The following is a 15,794-nucleotide window of genomic DNA, read 5'->3' as shown; positions in this document are numbered from 1 at the left end:
GAGAAGGGGGGCAGCGCATGACCGGCGTCGACGACGACGTACCGGGCGGCCGCGAACTGCTGCGGGTCGAAGGCGTCACCAAGTCCTTCCCGGGCGTCCGCGCCCTGGACGGGGTCGACTTGAGCCTCCGCGCGGGAGAGGTGCACGTCCTCCTCGGCGAGAACGGCGCCGGCAAGAGCACGCTCATCAAGATGCTCTCCGGCGTCCACCGGCCCGACGGGGGCCGCATCCTGATGGACGGCCGCGAGGTCGCGGTCCGCTCCGCGCAGGACGCGGAACGGCTCGGAATCGCCACCATCCACCAGGAGTTCACCCTCGTCCCCGGCCTGACCGTCGCCGAGAACATCTTCCTGGGCCGCCAGCCGCGCACCGCGCTGGGGCTGATCGACAAGCGCACCATGCGGGCCCGGGCGGCCGGGCTGCTGCGCCGCGTCCGGCTGGACGTCTCCCCCGCCGAGCCGGTCGCCGGGCTCGGCATCGCCCGGCTCCAGATGGTCGAGATCGCCAAGGCCCTGAGCCTGGACGCCCGCGTCCTGATCATGGACGAGCCGACGGCGGTGCTCACCTCCGAGGAGGTGGGCACGCTCTTCGCCATCGTGCGCGAGCTGCGCGACAGCGGCGTGGGCGTCGTCTTCATCACCCACCACCTGGACGAGATCGCCGCGCTCGGGGACCGGGTGACGGTGCTGCGCGACGGCCGTTCGGTGGCCGAAGTGCCCGCCACGACGGACGAGAACGAGCTGATCCGGCTGATGGTCGGCCGCGACATCGCCGAGCAGTACCCGCGCGAGCGGCCCGCGGAACCAGGGGCGCCGCTCCTGCGCGTACGCGGGCTGACCCGCGCGCCCGCCTTCCGCGACGTCGGCTTCGACGTCCGGGCCGGGGAGGTCGTGGGCCTCGCGGGCCTGGTCGGCGCGGGCCGTACGGAGGTGGCGCGGGCGCTGTTCGGCGTCGACCGCTACGACGCCGGGACCGTCGAGGTCGGCGGCCGGGCACTGGCGCGCGGCGACGTGCGGGCGGCGATGCGGGCCGGGGTCGGGCTCGTCCCCGAGGACCGCAAGGGCCAGGGCCTGCTACTGGACGCCTCGCTGGGCGACAACCTCACCCTGGCCCGGCTGGAGCAGGACACCCGGGGCGGGTTCGTCGACCGGCGCGGGCAGCGCCGGCGGGCGGCCGAGGTCGCCGGGCGGCTGAAGGTGCGCATGAGCGGGCTGGAGCAGACCGCGCGCACCCTCTCCGGCGGCAACCAGCAGAAGGTCGTCATCGGCAAGTGGCTGCTGGCGGGCGTACGGCTGCTGATCCTCGACGAGCCGACGCGCGGCGTCGACGTCGGCGCGAAGGTCGAGATCTACCGGCTCGTCAACGAGCTGACGGCGGCGGGCTGCGCGGTGCTGATGATCTCCAGTGACCTGCCCGAGGTGCTCGGCATGAGCGACCGGGTGCTGGTCATGGCCCAGGGCCGGATCGCCGGCGAGCTGTCGGGCGAACGGGCCACGCAGGACGCGGTGATGGAACTGGCCGTCCGGCCGGCGCACACCGCGAACACGTACGAAGCGAGCGCGATGGAGGGCTCCGATGTCGGCTGAGGTGCTGCGGGCGCCCGGGAGCGATCCGGGGCAGTGGTTCACAAGAGCGGTGCTCCGCAACGGCCCGCTGGGCGGCCTGGTCGCCCTGGTCGTGGTGATGGCGGTGCTGTCCCGGGACTTCCTCAATGGGCAGAACCTCCTCAACGTGGGCGTGCAGGCGTCGGTGACGGCGATCCTCGCGTTCGGCGTGACGTTCGTGATCGTGTCGGCGGGCATCGACCTGTCGGTCGGCTCGGTGGCCGCGCTCTCCGCGACCGTCGTCGGCTGGGCGGCGACGAAGGAGGGCCTGCCCGTCTGGGTCGCCCTGCTGCTCGGCCTCGCGGTGGGGGCGGGTGCCGGCCTGCTCTCCGGCGCCCTCGTCGCATACGGGAGGCTGCCCGCCTTCATCGCCACCCTGGCGATGCTCTCGGTCGGCCGCGGCCTGGCCCTCGTGATCTCCGGCGGCTCCCCCATCGCCTTCCCCTCGTCCGTCGGCCGGCTCGGCGACACCCTCGGCGGGTGGCTGCCCGTACCGGTCCTCGTGACGGTCGCCATGGGGGCGCTCGCTGCGCTGGTCCTGGCCCGTACGTACACCGGCCGCGCGATGTTCGCGATCGGCGGCAACGAGGAGGCGGCCCGGCTGTCGGGCATCGACGTCAAGCGCCGCAAGCTCGTCGTCTACGCGCTCTCCGGGCTGTTCGCCGCCGTGGCCGGCATCGTCCTGGCCGCCCGGCTGACCTCCGCGCAGCCGCAGGCGGCCGTCGGCTACGAGCTGGACGCCATCGCCGCCGTCGTGATCGGCGGGGCGAGCCTGTCCGGCGGCTCCGGCAAGGCCTCCGGCACCCTCATCGGCGCGCTGATCCTCGCGGTGCTGCGCAACGGCCTCAACCTGCTGAGCGTGTCGGCGTTCTGGCAGCAGGTCGCCACCGGTCTCGTCATCGCCCTGGCCGTGCTGCTCGACACGCTGCGCCGCCGGAGCGCGCGATGAGGGGGCGGAGGAGCGCGGTGACGGCGGCCGCGGCACTCACGGCGGCCCTGGCCCTGTCCGGCTGCGACCGCGGCGGCGGCACCGACCTCGGGCTCGCCCTGTCCACGATGAACAACCCGTTCTTCGTCGGCATCAAGGAGGGCGCCCGGGCGGAGGCGAAGGCCCGCGGACTGAAGATCAACATCACGGACGCGCAGAACGACCCCACCCAGCAGATCAGCCAAATGGAGACGTTCACCAGCCAGAACGTCAAGGCGGCCGTCATCAACCCCGTGGACTCCGACGCGGCCGTCCCGGCGGTGGGCGTGGCCAATCGCGCGAAGGTGCCGGTGATCTCCATCGACCGCGGCGTGAACGGCGGCCGGGTCGGCTCGACGATCGCCTCCGACAACGTCGCGGGCGGGCGGCTGGCGGCGCGGACGCTCGCCGAATCCCTCGGCGGCAAGGGGAAGGTGGCCTTCTTGGAGGGGCAGCCGGGGACATCGGCGGCGCGCGAGCGCGGCAAGGGGTTCGAGGAGGGCATCAGGGCCTACCCGGGCATCGAGGTCGTGGCCCGCCAGCCCGCCGACTTCGACCGCACCAAGGGCATGGACGTCATGGCGAACATGCTCCAGGCGCACCGGGACGTCGCCGGGGTCTTCGCCGCGAACGACGAGATGGCGCTCGGCGCCGCAAAGGCGCTGGGCTCCGCGGCGGGCGAGGGCGTCAAGGTCGTCGCGTTCGACGGCACCCCGGACGGGATCGCCGCCGTGCGCGCGGGCAGGCTGACGGCGACCGTCGCCCAGCAGCCGAAGCTGCTGGGGCGGCTGGCCGTGGACTGGGCGGTGAAGGCCTCGAAGGGTGAGAAGCTGCCGGAACGGGTCAAGGTGCCGGTGGTGCTGGTCGACAGGAAGAACGCGGCGGAATTCGATGGGTGACACGGCCATGGGTGGCACACGGAGCGAACGGATCGAGCGGATGGACGACCGGATGAACGACCGGATGTACGACGTACTGGTCGTGGGGTCGGCCAACGCGGACCTGACGGTGCGGGTGGACCGCCGGCCCGGGGCGGGCGAGACGGTCCTGGGCACGGATCTGGTCGAATCGGCGGGCGGCAAGGGCGCCAACCAGGCCGCGGCCGCGGCCCGCCTCGGCGCCCGGACGGCCCTCCTGGCCAAGGTCGGTGACGACGCGTTCGGCGAGCTGCTGCTGGAAGGACAGCGCGAGGCCGGCACGGAGCTGCGCCACGTGCTGGTCGAGGCGGGTGCCCGGACGGGCACGGCGATGATCGTCGTCGGGCCGGACGGCGACAACAGCATCGTGGTCTCGCCGGGTGCGAACGCCCGCCTCCTCCCCGAGGACGTCGAGGCCGCCCGGGAGGTGATCGCCGCGTCGGCGGTCGTCTCGCTCCAGCTGGAGATCCCCCCGGCGACCGTACGGGCGGCCGCCGAGACCGCGCGCGAGGCCGGCACGCGGGTCGTGGTCAACCCCTCGCCCGCCCCCGACCGCCTGGACCCCGAACTCCTCGTGGCGGCCGACCCGCTGGTCGTCAACGAGCACGAGGCCCGGCACCTGACGCAGCTCGTGGACGGCACGCCGCAGGCGTGGGCCCGCTCCCTGCGCGACCAGGGCGCCCGCTCGGTCGTGGTCACCCTCGGCTCCGCGGGGGCGCTGGCCTTGGAGGCGGGGGCCGCGGAAGCGGTGGCGGTGCCCGGCGTCAAGGCCGAGGCCGTGGACACCACGGGTGCCGGTGACGCCTTCACCGGTGCGCTCGCGGCCCGGCTGGCCGTCGGCGCGTCGCTGCCGGACGCGGCCCGCTTCGCGGTGCGCGTCGGTGCGGCGGCCGTGACCCGGCCGGGCGCCCAGCCCTCGTACCCGACGCTGGACGAACTGCCGCCGGAGCCGGGACAGTTCACCTGATTCCGGATGCCCGGCCTTCACCCGCCGGGATGAACGCCCGTCCCCGGCGGGTGAAGTCTTCGTGACGGGAATTGTGCGGGCGCCATACGCGGGGTGGGGTGAACGCACCAGGAGCGGGTACGTGGGTGCCCGACCCGTCCGTACGAGCCGGAGGTGCCCGATGCGTCTGATGCGCCGCCAAGCCGCCGCCGTGGCCGCCGTTGCCGCCGTGGCGGCCACTGCCGCCGCCGTCGCCCTGCCGTCCCCTCAACCCGCCGCGGCCGCCGGGGAGAAGGCCCTCGCGTGGACGGCCGTCCACCGCACCGGCAGCCCGCCCGAGCACCCCAAGGAGGGCGACACCTGGTCCGTCTACGCCGACCTGCAGGGCCCGTCCGGCGAGCCCGCCGGCGACGGCAGCGCCGTCTGCACGGTGGTGCTCCTGCGCTACGAGGGCGTGGTCGCCCAGTGCCGCTACGTGCTGCGGGGCAACGACGGCACCCTGGTCCTGGAGTCCATGGAGAACCGCTTCGGGCGCGGACCGTACCGCGCCGATGCGGCCGTCGTCGGCGGCACAGGGGCGTACGCAGGCGCCAAGGGCGAGGTCCAACTCACCATCGAGAACCGCCGTACGCTCTACCGCGTACAGCTGCGCTGACCCCGGCAGCCGACCTCGGCAAGGGCCCGCCCTGCGCCCGCCCTACGCTCGGACGATGGACACCGCCGACACCGCCGACCCCACCAACACCGCTGACACCACCGGCACCGCCGCTCTCCCGCGCCCGTTCGACGCCGCGTTCTTCGCCGACCCCTACCCGGTCTACGCACGCCTGCGGGCGGCGGGCCCCGTGCACCGGATCGCCCTTCCCGACGGCTCGCCCGTCTGGCTCGTCACCCGCGAGGCCGACGTGCGGGCCGCCCTCACCGACCCGCGGCTGTCGGTGAACAAGGCGCACTCCGGCAGCGGTTTCAAGGGTTTCGCCCTGCCGCCCGCCCTGGACGCCAACCTGCTCAACATCGACACGGCCGACCACCTGCGGCTGCGCCGCCTGGCCTCCCAGGGCTTCACCCCGCGGCGCGTGGCGGAGCTGAGCGGGCGGGTCCGGGCCGCGGCGGACCGGCTCGCCGGTGCGCTCGCCGCGCGCATCGCCGCGGAGGGAAGCGCCGACCTGGTCGCGGAGTTCGCCGGACCGCTGCCGCTGACCGTCATCGGCGACCTCCTCGGCGTGCCGGAGGCCGGCAGGAAGCCGTTCGCCGCGGACGTGGCCACCATGCTCGCGCCCGAGCACCCGGCCCGGGTCGGGGAGGCGGTGGACCGCATCCACCGCTTCCTGCTGGACCTGGTCGCGGCGCGCAGGGCCGCGCCCGGGGACGACCTGCTGTCCGCTCTGATCGCCGCGCGCGACGAGGGCGACCGGCTCGGCGAGGACGAACTGGTCTCCCTCGCCTTCCTCATCCTCATGGCGGGCGGCGAGAACACCCAGCACCTGATCAGCGGCGGTCTGCTGACCCTGCTCGGCCACCCCCGCCTGCTGGACGAGGTGCGCGCGGACCCGGCACTGTGGCCGGCCGCCGTCGAGGAGCTGCTGCGCCACGGCCACCCCAATCAGATGGCCGTCCGGCGCTTCCCGGTCGAACCGGTCGCGATCGGGGGCGCCCTGATACCGCAGGGCGACACCGTGCTGCTCTGTCTCGCCTCGGCCCACCGGGATCCGGCCCGCTACCCGGATCCGGACCGCTTCGACATCCACCGCGAGGACAAGGCCCACCTGGCGCTCGGCCAGGGCATGCACTACTGCCTGGGCGCGGCGCTCGCCCGGATGGAGATCCGCATCGCCCTGGCCGCGCTGCTGCGCCGCCTGCCGGGCATCGCGCTCGCCGTGCCCGCCGGTGCGCTGCGGTGGCGGCCTTCCTTCCGGTCGCACGCGCTGACGGAGCTGCCGGTCACGGTTGCGGGGCGGCAGGGTCCGCCGGGACGGCGCGGGCGATGAGGAGGGCCACGTCGTCCTGGTCGTTGCCGGAGCGCAGGGACGTCAGGAGGAGGTCGCAGGTTTCCTCCAGGCCTTCGGGGGCGTCGGCCAGGACGGTCAGGAGGGCTTCGAGGCGGGTGTCGATGGACTCGTCGCGGGTCTCCACCAGGCCGTCGGTGTAGAGCACGAGGCGGTCGCCGGGCTTGAGGTCGACGGCCGTGTTCTCGAAGGGGATGCCGCCGACGCCCAGCGGGGCGCCGGCGGGGAGGTCGACGAGGGCCGGGGGGAGTCCGGGGCGCAGGACGACGGGCGGGAGGTGGCCTGCGTTGGCCACACAGCAGGTGCCGCCCTGCGGGTCGTACACGGTGTACAGGCACGTGGCGATCATCTGGTCCAGACCACTGGCGGTGTGGTCGAGGTGGCGCAGCACCCGGGCGGGGTCGAGGCCGAGCTGGGCGAGGGTGCGGGCGGCGGTGCGCAGCTGTCCCATGGCGGCCGCGGCGTTGATGCCGCTGCCCATGACGTCGCCGACGACCAGGGCGCTCTTGTCCCCGTCCTGCGGGACGACGTCGAACCAGTCGCCGCCGACCCTGCTGGCGGTGCCCGCGGGCTGGTAGCGGTAGGCGATCTCCAGTCCCGTGGGGTCCTGGGGCCGCTGGGGCAGCAGGGAGCGCTGCAGCGTCAGGGCGGTGGCGCGCTCGCGCTGGTACCAGCGGGCGTTGTCGATGGAGACGGCGGCGCGGGCGGCGAGCTCGGCGGCGAGGGCGGCGTCGGCCTCGTCGAAGGGGCGCGGGTCGGTCAGGCGCTTGAGGTCGAGGGCGCCGAGCACCTCGCCGCGGGCGATGAGCGGCACCGCCATGTAGGAGTGCAGGCCGGCGCGGGCGAGCAGACGGGCCGCCTCGGCGTCGCGGGCGATGCCCGGCAGATCCTCGGCGCGCACGTGCGCCACCCTGACCGGGCGGCCGGTGCGCACACAGAGCGCGACCAGCCGGTCGGGGTCGTACTTGGCGATCTGCCCGGGCGGGTCGGCCGCCCGCACGGCGTCCGCGGCGGACGAGGACTCCGCCCCGCCCGCCGCGGCGACGGCCAGCGCCCGGAAGACGGCGGGCTGCCCGTCCGGGGCGGCGGTGCGGTCGCCGTCGACGACGGTGTCGAGGATGTCGACGGCCGCGACGTCGGCCAGCCCGGGCACCACGACCTCGGCGAGCTCGCGCGCGGTCTGCTCCAGTTCGAGCGTGGTGCCGATCAGCACGGAGGCGTCGGCGATCAGGGCGGTACGGCGGCGGTCCTCCTTGTTGGCCCGGTGGCGGTCGGTGACGTCCACGGCCGACGTGGCGACGCCGAGGACGCTGCCGCCCGGATCCTCCAGCCGGTAGTAGGAGACGAGCTGGGCCTCGTCGTCGGTGGCGGACCCGCCGGCCCGGCCGACCCTCAGCTCGTCCAGCAGCGGGGTGCCGGTCGCCAGGACCCGGCGCATGGCGCCCTCGATCGCGCCGGCGTCCGCGTGGGGCAGGGCCTCGTGGACGGTGCGGCCCAGGCACGCCGCTGCGGGCAGGCCGTGGATGCGCTCCAGGGCGGGGTTGACCAGGACGTACCGCAGCTCGGTGTCGAAGACGGCGAGGCCGATCGGGGACTGCTCGACGAGCCGCAGCGACAGGGCGAGGTCCCGCTCCACCCCGCGCAGGACCTCCCGGTCCGTGGCGATGCCGAGGGCGTAGAAGTCGCCGTGCCGGTCTTCCAGGCGCACGTTGCGGAACTCGACCAGGCGGGTGCCGCCGTCCTTGTGCCGCGCGGGGAAGACCACGGCGAACGTCTCTCCTTCGCGCATGACCTCCGCGAACAGCTCCAGCACCGCGCCGACGTCGTCCTCGGCGACCAGCAGCCGGGCCGCGTACTGCCCGAGGGCCTCGGCCGCGCTCCAGCCGAAGAGCTGCTCGGCCTGCGGGCTCCACAGCACGATCCGGCCCTCGCGGTCCAGCACTCCGGCGGCCACGCCCAGGACGTCCAGCAGGCCGCCGGGGACGAGGTAGGGGCGGTCGGCGGGCTGGACGGGCCGGGCCCGGAATGCATCGGTCGCGCCCATCGAGGACCTCCTTCCGCCCGCCGGGGTGGTGCGGCGGCCCCGTACCGGCCGGACCGGCTCACCCGTCCTCGCACCGCCGTGTTGCCGCAGCGACTTCCATGGTCTCTCCGAAACCGGTGGGTGCGCAGCCCGCGGGGCGGGGCGCGCCGGCTGCGGGGTTCACAGGTCCGGACCAGTGGCGGTGCGGGACGGTACGGGAGGTGCCTCCCGTACCGGGGGCGCTAGGGGAGACGGAGGGTGAACCAGACGGTCTTGCCGTTGCCGGAGGCGTGGTGGCCCCACTGGGCGGCGATCTGCTCGACGAGCCATATCCCGCGCCCGTTCTCGCTGTCGGGGCCGGCCTCGCTGCAGCGCGGCAGGTGCCCGCCCGCGTCGGTGACCTGGGCGACGAGGTGGCGCCGGCCCCGGCTCAGCACGAGCCGGATGCCCTCGGGCGTCTCCGGGACGTGCAGGACGGCGTTGGTGACGAGCTCCGAGAGCAGGAGGGCGGTGTCGCCGGCCAGCTCGTCCAGGCCCCATTCGGACAGCAGCCGCCGGGAGAACCGGCGCGCGGCCGCGGCGGAGCGTTCCGTCGCCGGGAGGGAGACGGCGTGCGTGGCGTGGGCGGACGCGAGGGCATGGGGCTGCCGCCGGGCGAGCCGGCCGTGCATGCACAGGGGGATCTGGTGGATCTGGTGGCCCCAGGGGCCGGGGAGCTTCCGCGGGGAGGAGGCCCGGAGGGCGACCGGGTCGGTGGCGCTGATGACGGCGTCAGCCGAATGCAAGGGGCTCGCGGTGTCGCGACTGGTGGCAAACATGTGGCTCAAGTGCAATCGGGTGAGCGCGAAGGGCGCTGGACGAGAGCTCGTCCGCGGCGCCGTGACGGTCCTGGGAAGCTGTGCGGGCCGTGGGACTTCGCTGTGTGGTTCCCCCCACAGTCGCCTGCTTTTCACCAGAGGTCTATACCCTGTTGGTCACGGATTCCCTGCGGAGCGCGATCACCGCAGGTGAGGGCCGGTGAGTGCGGCATAAATTCCCACTGCGGCCCGGTGGACCGGCAAGAGGTGGAGACCGGCCGGCGGGCCCGCGTCGCTCCGCGGCCCCGCCGGCCCCTGCGCCCTCGTGAGGGACGGGCCCGCTACCTTCTCGGGCACTCCTTCCAGGCCAGGTGGTAGATGGTGTTGATGTCACCGTCGGTGGAGTCCATGGTCATGAAGCTGTTGGTCTTGGAGGGGTCGGAGCTGCCCGCGTTGACCCGCAGCTCGGTGTTGATGTTGAAGTTGCGCTTCTCGCCGCAGGGGGCCCAGACCAGTGCGGCCACGTCGACGCGGTCGGTGGCCTGCCAGTTGTCCGCGTAGGAGCCGCGGAAGACATGGGAGCTCGGCGTGGTCGTGGAGGACCCCTGGAAGTAGTACGAGGCCTTCTGGGTGCCGGTCGCCCCGGCCTCCAGCTTCGCGTAGCCGCGGTAGTCCGCGCTGGCGATGGCGTAGGTGAAGCCCTGCGGTACGTGCACGATCAGGTTGAGCTGGCAGTTCTTACGGAAGTCGGTCGGCTTGGACCCCAGGCCGACCTGAGCGAGGTAGTCGCTGTAGGTGACCGTGAAGGCCGTGTTGTCGGGCGAGACGGCCACCGCGGCCGTCCCCGCGGGGCAGCCGGAGCCGTTGACCGTGGCGATCTCGATCACGATCTTGTCCGGTGGCGGGTTGACGATGACCGAGGCGTCGTACGTGGATATCGGTGAGGCGAACAGTGCCGCGAGCGCGGCTCCTGCGATAAGGGCGCCGGGCATGGCTCTCCAATCGGTTGTCCTCGGAATGAGCGGCTGCATTTCGGGCCGGGAACCCGGAGGACGCCGGACCGGAATGAGTGAGAGCGCGGATCACTAGGGCATGGACATGCCATGCCCCGCGTCCGAACGACCCCTGGGGACGGGGAGCGTTCGAATGGTAGGAGGCGCCACCCGAGTCCGCCAGACTCCGCGTCGGACAACCGTTCCCCGGTTTTCCCGTCCGAACGGAGGCCCAGGTGACCGGGGTGGGTGGGAAGCCACAACCCCCGGACACCTGTAGACACTTGCTCAATACAGTGAAATGGGAAGCGCCCGGCGCTTACCCGGAACCGTGAATTCACCCCGTTTTTCCCGGCAGCCGCCTCCCGCTAAACACAGGAGGCAGCGTGATCCACACAGAAATCGGCAGCCCCGCAAGCCGTCCTGGAATTCGATACGGCTCCGGCCCGTAACCCCGGGGACGGTTACGGCGTTCCTCAACTCACTTGGCGGCCAGCCCCGGAAAGGCCTGGCCGAGATGGACGCACAGGACGGAGATGAGAACCGCGGCCGTGATCACACCCAGGCACCCCAGCACATCGCGCAAGGTGCTCGCCAGCGGACCCAACGGGTCCGGCGGAGGCCCGGGCGGAGCAGGCGGAGCGGACACCGCCCTGTCCTCAGGTCTGGGCGGGCTGTGCATGCGGCGAACTCCCCCGCAGGGCGGGGTCGGAGGCATGGGCGGAGGCATGAGCGGAAGCGGAAGCGGCGGTCTGGGCGGGAGCCGGAGCCTGGCCGGGAGCCGGAGCCTGGCCGGGAGCGGCGGCCTGGGGTGTGCCGAATCCGTACTGGGCGGCCTGCAGCTCGTACATCGACCGGTACAGGCCGCCGTCGACCGCCATCAGCTCCTCGTGCGTCCCCTCCCCCACCACCCGGCCGTGGTCGAGGACGTAGATCAGGTCGGCGGTCGCGGTCGCGGCGAGCCGGTGGGTGATCAGCAGAACGGTCGTACCGCCGTCGGTCAGCGACCGCAGCGACTGGAACGCCTCCGCCTCCGCCTTGGGGTCGAGGGCCGAGGTCGGCTCGTCGACGATCAGCAGGGGCGCGCGGCGGTAGCGCGCGCGGGCGCTGCCCAGGCGCTGCCACTGGCCGCCGGAGATCTGGGTGCCGCGCTCGAAGCCCTTGACCACGAGGCTGTCCCACTGGTGCGGCAGCGAGTCGATGACGCCGGTGGCGCCGGAGTCGGCGGCCGCCCACTCGATCCGGTCCTGGTCCGGCGGCGTCCCCGGGCGGCCGATGTGGATGTTGGCGCGGGCGGTCATGGGCCAGCGGGGGAAGTCCTGGGACAACACGGCGACCTGGTCGAAGAGCAGGTCGCGGTCGGCGTCGCGGATCTCGACCCCGTTCCAGTACAACTGCCCGGAGGTCGGCAGGTACAGCCCGGCGACGAGCTTGGACAAGGTGGTCTTGCCGGAGCCGTTCGCACCGACCAGCGCGACGACCTTGCCCGGCGGGACGGTCAGGCTGACCTCGCTGAGCGCGGGCGCCGGGGCTCCGGGATAGGCGAAGGTGACCTTCTCCAGCCGGATCTCCTTCACCCCGGGCACCATCGGCGTACCGCCCTCGGGGATGGCGTGCCGCTCCGCCTCCACGCAGGCGCGCTCCAGGTCGCTGAGGTACATGGCCTCCTCGTAGAGCCGGTTGACCTGGGTCACCAGCGCGGTGAGGCTCGCGCCGGCGGCCCGTACGGCGATCACCGCGGTGCCGGCGACGGCGAGCGGCATGCCGCCCGAGGCGAGCAGCAGCCACAGCGCTCCGTAGACGACGAGCGCGGCGGTCCCCGAGAGCGCGGACGCGGCGGTGCGCGTGACCGCCTCGGCGCGGGCCAGGCGCTGCTGCTCCTTCTCCACGGTGGCGGCCATGTCGTCGTAGGCGCCGACGAGCATGCGGCCCGCGCCGTGCACCCGGATCTCGGCGGCGGTGTCGAGGCCGGTGAGCGTGGAGGTGATGACGGAGATGGCACGCCGGTGCTCGATCCAGGCGTGCCGGGAGGCGTACTGCCGCCGGGCGGTGACGACCGCGCCCCAGCCCTTGGGGGCGGCCACGAGCAGCAGCATGGGCACCAGGGACGGGTGCAGCAGGGCGAGCACCCCGGCGGAGGCGGCCAGGCCCACGACGGCGTTGACGACGGTGACCGACGAGCCGATCATCAGCCGGACCGAGTCGGTGCCGAACCGGCCGGCGTCGAGCAGGCGGTGGAAGTCCTTGTCCTCCAGGACCGCGAGCTCCACGCGGACCGCGCCGCGGTAGAAGCGCGCGGTGCACACCCGCTCCACCTTCGGCTCCAGCTGCCCCGCGGCCGCCACGGAGACCGCCGAGAGCAGCGCGGTGGCGGCGGCGACCGAGGTGACCGCCAGCAAGGACGGCAGGGCCTCCCGCAGCCGCTCGGTGGTGGGTCCGGCGGTGAAGAGGGCGGTCAGCGCGCGGTTGGCGGCGACCAGCCCGAAGGCGCGCGTCAGCCCCTGGCCCAGCTCGGCGCCGACGAGCGCGAGCAGCGCCGGGCGGTCCTCACACCAGGCGGCCCGGGTGACGGTGTGGACCATGGCCGGAAGCTGACGGGCCATCGACCAGAACGACAGCCGCAGCAGCGGCCGTTCGTGGTTGACGAAGGCTTTGTCGTGCCGCAAGGCGCCGCCGAACAGCAGGACTTCGCTCTCCGATACGGGGATCGGGCGCGGCGGGCGCCGCGCGAAGGGCGTCACCGTCCCTCCGGCACGCGGTAGGCTCGCGGGCCGGTCACGGACGTGGGGGGAGACGCCGCGGGGGACGCGGGGCGGGACATGAAGCCTCCTGAGGACGGTGGGGCGGGCCGGCGGGTGCGGGCAGGAGGGCGCTGGTGCTTGGCGGCGAGACGCGTCGGTGAACCGATCCGTGCCAAGGGCATGGCCGAGGAGCACGCCGTGGCTGCGGTACGCGGCGACGTGCCGGGGAGTCGGGCTGGGGGGTGGTGGACGGGACCCCGGCGGACGGTGAGCCGTCCGACGCCGTCGGGGTTTCCGCGGCCTTCCGGTGCCCGTTTCCGGACAGGAGGACTCTAGCCGCCCCGGCCCGCGGGAAAGTTCGCCAACCCGCAGTTCTCTGCAGACTGTTCACTCGTTCAGGTATAAGTGACCGCCGGTTCCCGGGAGTTGGTACAACGCGAGCCCGGACCCCTCGGCGGGGTCCGGGCTCGGCGGTGCGGCGGCGGTCCGCAGGGCGTGCGGAGCGGGCGGCGGGCGGTCAGTCCTCGTGCGCCGCGGAGGGAAGCCGGCGCAGCTTCAGGGGCGTGCGCTTCTTGAAGGCGTAGTCGAGCATTTCGGCGGCATCCGGGTAGCGGCTCGCGGGGTCGTCGAGGATGACGCCGACGACGCTCCGCCCGCCCTGCCGCGCGGCGAACACCAGGCAGGGCCCGGATGCCGTGGTGGTCCCGGTCTTGATCCCCGTCACGCCCCGGTACGAGCCCAGCAGCTTGTTGGTGTTGTACCAGGTGTACAGCCGGTTGACGTTCTTCGCCTTCTGCTGGGTGTTCAGCGCGGAGACGACGGTGCGGAAGGTGGCGCTGCGCAGGGCGTGCCGGGAGAGCTCGGCCAGGTCCCGGGGGGTGGAGTAGTTCCTGCCCGCGGAGGAGATGCCGTCGAAGGAGTCGTAGTTGGTGCCGCGCAGCTTCAGCTGCCGGGCCTTGGCGTTCATCTTGGAGACGAACGACTTCGTGCGGGCCGCCTCGTCGGGTCCCTTGCCGAAGGCGTCGGCGAGGGCGTAGGCGGCGTCGCAGCCGGAGGGGAGCATCAGCGCGTACAGGAGCTGACGCGCCGTGAGCTTGTCGCCGGTGCGCAGGTCCGCCGTGCTCGCGCCGGTCCGCTGGACGTAGTCGCGATAGGACTGCTTGATCTCGATCTGCCGCTCCAGGTTCACCCCCGGGGTGTCCAGCACCACGACCGCGGTCATGATCTTCGTGGTGCTGGCCATGGGCCGCTTGACGGTCGCGCCCTTGGCCCACAGCGGGCGCGCTGAGCCGGCGTCCATCAGGTAGGCGCCCTTCGCCCCGACCGACGGGCCGTGCGCGGCGTGCGCGGCCGGTGCCGGGAGGGCGGCGGCGGCCGCGGCCGTCGCCGTCACCGCCGCCGCCAGTGGCGCTCCCCACGCTCCCCGGCGGCGGTCCTGCTCTCCCCCACGTCGCTGCATCAAGGCTCCATTCCCAGGCTGTCGGTGGTCGGGCGAGCGGCATCGTCGCACCAGCCCGCACGCGGAAAGAAATCCGAACCACTAACGAGTGAGCGGGACTTAAGAGACTGACGGGGCGTACGGGGCGGCACGGGGAGGGCCCGCGGGAGCGGCGGTGGAGGGAGCATGGGAAGAGCCCGCCCGGTGGCCCGGGCGGGCTCTTCTCGCGAGAGTGCGGCGGGGGCGCCGGCGGGGGCTCAGCCCGCCTGTGCCGCCGTCCGCGCCTTGCCGTCCGGCGCCCCGGCCCGCGGGGCCAGGAGCCGTTCGGCCAAGTGGCCGAAGACGAGGCCGAAGCCGGTCCACAGCAGGGCCTGCACCGCCAGGGCCGACAGGCGGAACTTCCACAGCAGGCCCGCCGGGAAGTCGTCGGGCAGTTCGTTGACCGAGGGCAGGAAGGCGTAGGCCAGGCCGACGGCGATCACGAAGGCCGCCCCCGCCGCAACCGTCGCGTTCCAGTTGCCCAGCCGGGGCGCGAGGCGCTTGCCGAGGATGACCGCGCCGACCGCCAGCAGGATGCTGAGCGCGATCATCAGGAAGAAGAGCGCGGTGCGCTTGTCGAGGGAGTCGGGGTCGCCGACGGAGGGCGGGTTGGCCGGGTACTTCAGGAACGGCACCACGTAGACGGCCAGGAGCGCGCCGAGCGAGACCAGCGCGGCCGTGGCCCGCGGGCCGAAGCGGCCGATGCGGCCCAGGGCGACGCAGAAGACCAGCGAGGCGATGCCGCCCAGCGCGACGCCGTAGACGAGGATGCCGGTGGCCAGCCCGGCCGTGGACTGCATGGTGCGGCTGACCGGGTCCTCACCGCCCTCACCGTGGTCGTGGGGGCTGTGCGCCTCCTCGAAGGCGATGGCGGAGTCCACGTGGGGCTCGCCGAGGAAGTAGGCGACGGCGAGGGCCAGGACGCCGGCGGCGAGGCCCGCGAGCATGCCGCGGACGAGCAGGGCTCTGACGGAGATCGAGTTCACGGTGGTTCCCCTGGTGGGTCGTCAGTGGCAGGGGAAGCCGAGCAGGTGGCGCCCGTCGTGGACCCACTCGTGCACGTTCTCGCCGGCGATCAGGGAGGTGGCGCCCTGCTCGGCGCCGACGAAGTAGAGCAGGACCAGCATGAGGATGCCGACGAAGAGCGCCCACGGGGCGATCTGCTTGAGCGAGATGGGGGCGACCGCGGGTATCGCGGACGAACCGGTGGCGGGGGCGGCGGACTGGGCCATGGCAGAACCTCCTGGGGAACACGCGTCCCGATCGTTGGGGCCTAGGACGACGGTGCGGGGTCTGACTTCCCTGCGGGGCTCCGCCGGGTACA

At 73.5% G+C, this 15,794-nt stretch carries 11 protein-coding genes and 1 pseudogene; 5 read left to right on the top strand and 7 right to left on the bottom strand.

Going from position 1 to position 15,794, the window contains the following annotated elements; all coding sequences use genetic code 11:
• The first annotated feature begins 17 nt into the window (after positions 1-17).
• From FGW37_RS27330 to FGW37_RS27305, 5 genes and pseudogenes are all read left to right on the top strand, one after another.
• Positions 18-1,586, top strand: a complete 1,569-nt coding sequence (locus FGW37_RS27330; RefSeq protein WP_179083482.1) for a sugar ABC transporter ATP-binding protein — start codon at positions 18-20, stop codon at positions 1,584-1,586.
• Positions 1,576-3,470 (top strand): annotated as a pseudogene (locus FGW37_RS33500) (ABC transporter permease/substrate-binding protein). Before FGW37_RS27330 ends, FGW37_RS33500 begins: the two are co-directional and overlap by 11 nt.
• Positions 3,471-3,534: 64 nt before the next feature.
• Positions 3,535-4,455, top strand: a complete 921-nt coding sequence (locus tag FGW37_RS27315; RefSeq protein ID WP_179084940.1) for a ribokinase — start codon at positions 3,535-3,537, stop codon at positions 4,453-4,455.
• Between the two features lie 169 nt (positions 4,456-4,624).
• The gene (locus FGW37_RS27310; RefSeq protein WP_179083479.1) at positions 4,625-5,089 is read left to right on the top strand and encodes a hypothetical protein; all 465 of its coding nucleotides are present in this window, start codon (positions 4,625-4,627) and stop codon (positions 5,087-5,089) included.
• Positions 5,090-5,144: 55 nt separating this feature from the next.
• Positions 5,145-6,422, top strand: coding sequence for a cytochrome P450 family protein (locus FGW37_RS27305; RefSeq protein WP_179083478.1), 1,278 nt, complete (start codon positions 5,145-5,147; stop codon positions 6,420-6,422).
• Here the strand turns inward: FGW37_RS27305 and FGW37_RS27300 are convergent.
• From FGW37_RS27300 to FGW37_RS27270, 7 genes are all read right to left on the bottom strand, one after another.
• On the bottom strand, positions 6,376-8,484 hold the full coding sequence (locus tag FGW37_RS27300) for a SpoIIE family protein phosphatase (protein WP_179083477.1): 2,109 nt from the start codon (positions 8,482-8,484) through the stop codon (positions 6,376-6,378). The two genes, FGW37_RS27305 and FGW37_RS27300, sit on opposite strands and share 47 nt — an antisense overlap.
• Positions 8,485-8,705: 221 nt before the next feature.
• Positions 8,706-9,281, bottom strand: a complete 576-nt coding sequence (locus FGW37_RS27295; RefSeq protein ID WP_179083476.1) for an ATP-binding protein — start codon at positions 9,279-9,281, stop codon at positions 8,706-8,708.
• A gap of 320 nt (positions 9,282-9,601) precedes the next feature.
• The gene (locus FGW37_RS27290) at positions 9,602-10,252 is read right to left on the bottom strand and encodes a DUF4360 domain-containing protein (RefSeq protein WP_179083475.1); all 651 of its coding nucleotides are present in this window, start codon (positions 10,250-10,252) and stop codon (positions 9,602-9,604) included.
• Between the two features lie 659 nt (positions 10,253-10,911).
• Positions 10,912-12,993, bottom strand: a complete 2,082-nt coding sequence (locus tag FGW37_RS27285) for an ABC transporter ATP-binding protein (RefSeq protein WP_179083474.1) — start codon at positions 12,991-12,993, stop codon at positions 10,912-10,914.
• Between the two features lie 517 nt (positions 12,994-13,510).
• On the bottom strand, positions 13,511-14,452 hold the full coding sequence (locus FGW37_RS27280; protein WP_179083473.1) for a D-alanyl-D-alanine carboxypeptidase family protein: 942 nt from the start codon (positions 14,450-14,452) through the stop codon (positions 13,511-13,513).
• Positions 14,453-14,688: 236 nt separating this feature from the next.
• Positions 14,689-15,456, bottom strand: coding sequence for a CbtA family protein (locus FGW37_RS27275; protein WP_179083472.1), 768 nt, complete (start codon positions 15,454-15,456; stop codon positions 14,689-14,691).
• Positions 15,457-15,477: 21 nt separating this feature from the next.
• The gene (locus FGW37_RS27270; protein WP_179083471.1) at positions 15,478-15,702 is read right to left on the bottom strand and encodes a CbtB domain-containing protein; all 225 of its coding nucleotides are present in this window, start codon (positions 15,700-15,702) and stop codon (positions 15,478-15,480) included.
• Positions 15,703-15,794: the final 92 nt, after the last annotated feature.

The sequence above is a fragment of the Streptomyces rectiverticillatus genome (assembly GCF_013394065.1).
GTDB classification, from domain to species: Bacteria; Actinomycetota; Actinomycetes; order Streptomycetales; family Streptomycetaceae; genus Streptomyces; species Streptomyces rectiverticillatus.
This window is presented reverse-complemented; position numbering and strand designations above follow the sequence as displayed.

Bases quoted from the DNA above. Each gene is read 5' to 3' on its own strand.
- FGW37_RS27315 (WP_179084940.1), top strand. From the start codon at position 3,535: ATGTACGACGTACTGGTCGTGGGGTCGGCCAACGCGGACCTGACGGTG.
- FGW37_RS27330 (WP_179083482.1), top strand. From the start codon at position 18: ATGACCGGCGTCGACGACGACGTACCGGGCGGCCGCGAACTGCTGCGG.
- FGW37_RS27280 (WP_179083473.1), bottom strand. From the start codon at position 14,452: ATGCAGCGACGTGGGGGAGAGCAGGACCGCCGCCGGGGAGCGTGGGGA.
- FGW37_RS27305 (WP_179083478.1), top strand. From the start codon at position 5,145: ATGGACACCGCCGACACCGCCGACCCCACCAACACCGCTGACACCACC.
- FGW37_RS27310 (WP_179083479.1), top strand. From the start codon at position 4,625: ATGCGCCGCCAAGCCGCCGCCGTGGCCGCCGTTGCCGCCGTGGCGGCC.
- FGW37_RS27290 (WP_179083475.1), bottom strand. From the start codon at position 10,252: ATGCCCGGCGCCCTTATCGCAGGAGCCGCGCTCGCGGCACTGTTCGCC.
- FGW37_RS27300 (WP_179083477.1), bottom strand. From the start codon at position 8,484: ATGGGCGCGACCGATGCATTCCGGGCCCGGCCCGTCCAGCCCGCCGAC.
- FGW37_RS27270 (WP_179083471.1), bottom strand. From the start codon at position 15,702: ATGGCCCAGTCCGCCGCCCCCGCCACCGGTTCGTCCGCGATACCCGCG.
- FGW37_RS27295 (WP_179083476.1), bottom strand. From the start codon at position 9,281: ATGTTTGCCACCAGTCGCGACACCGCGAGCCCCTTGCATTCGGCTGAC.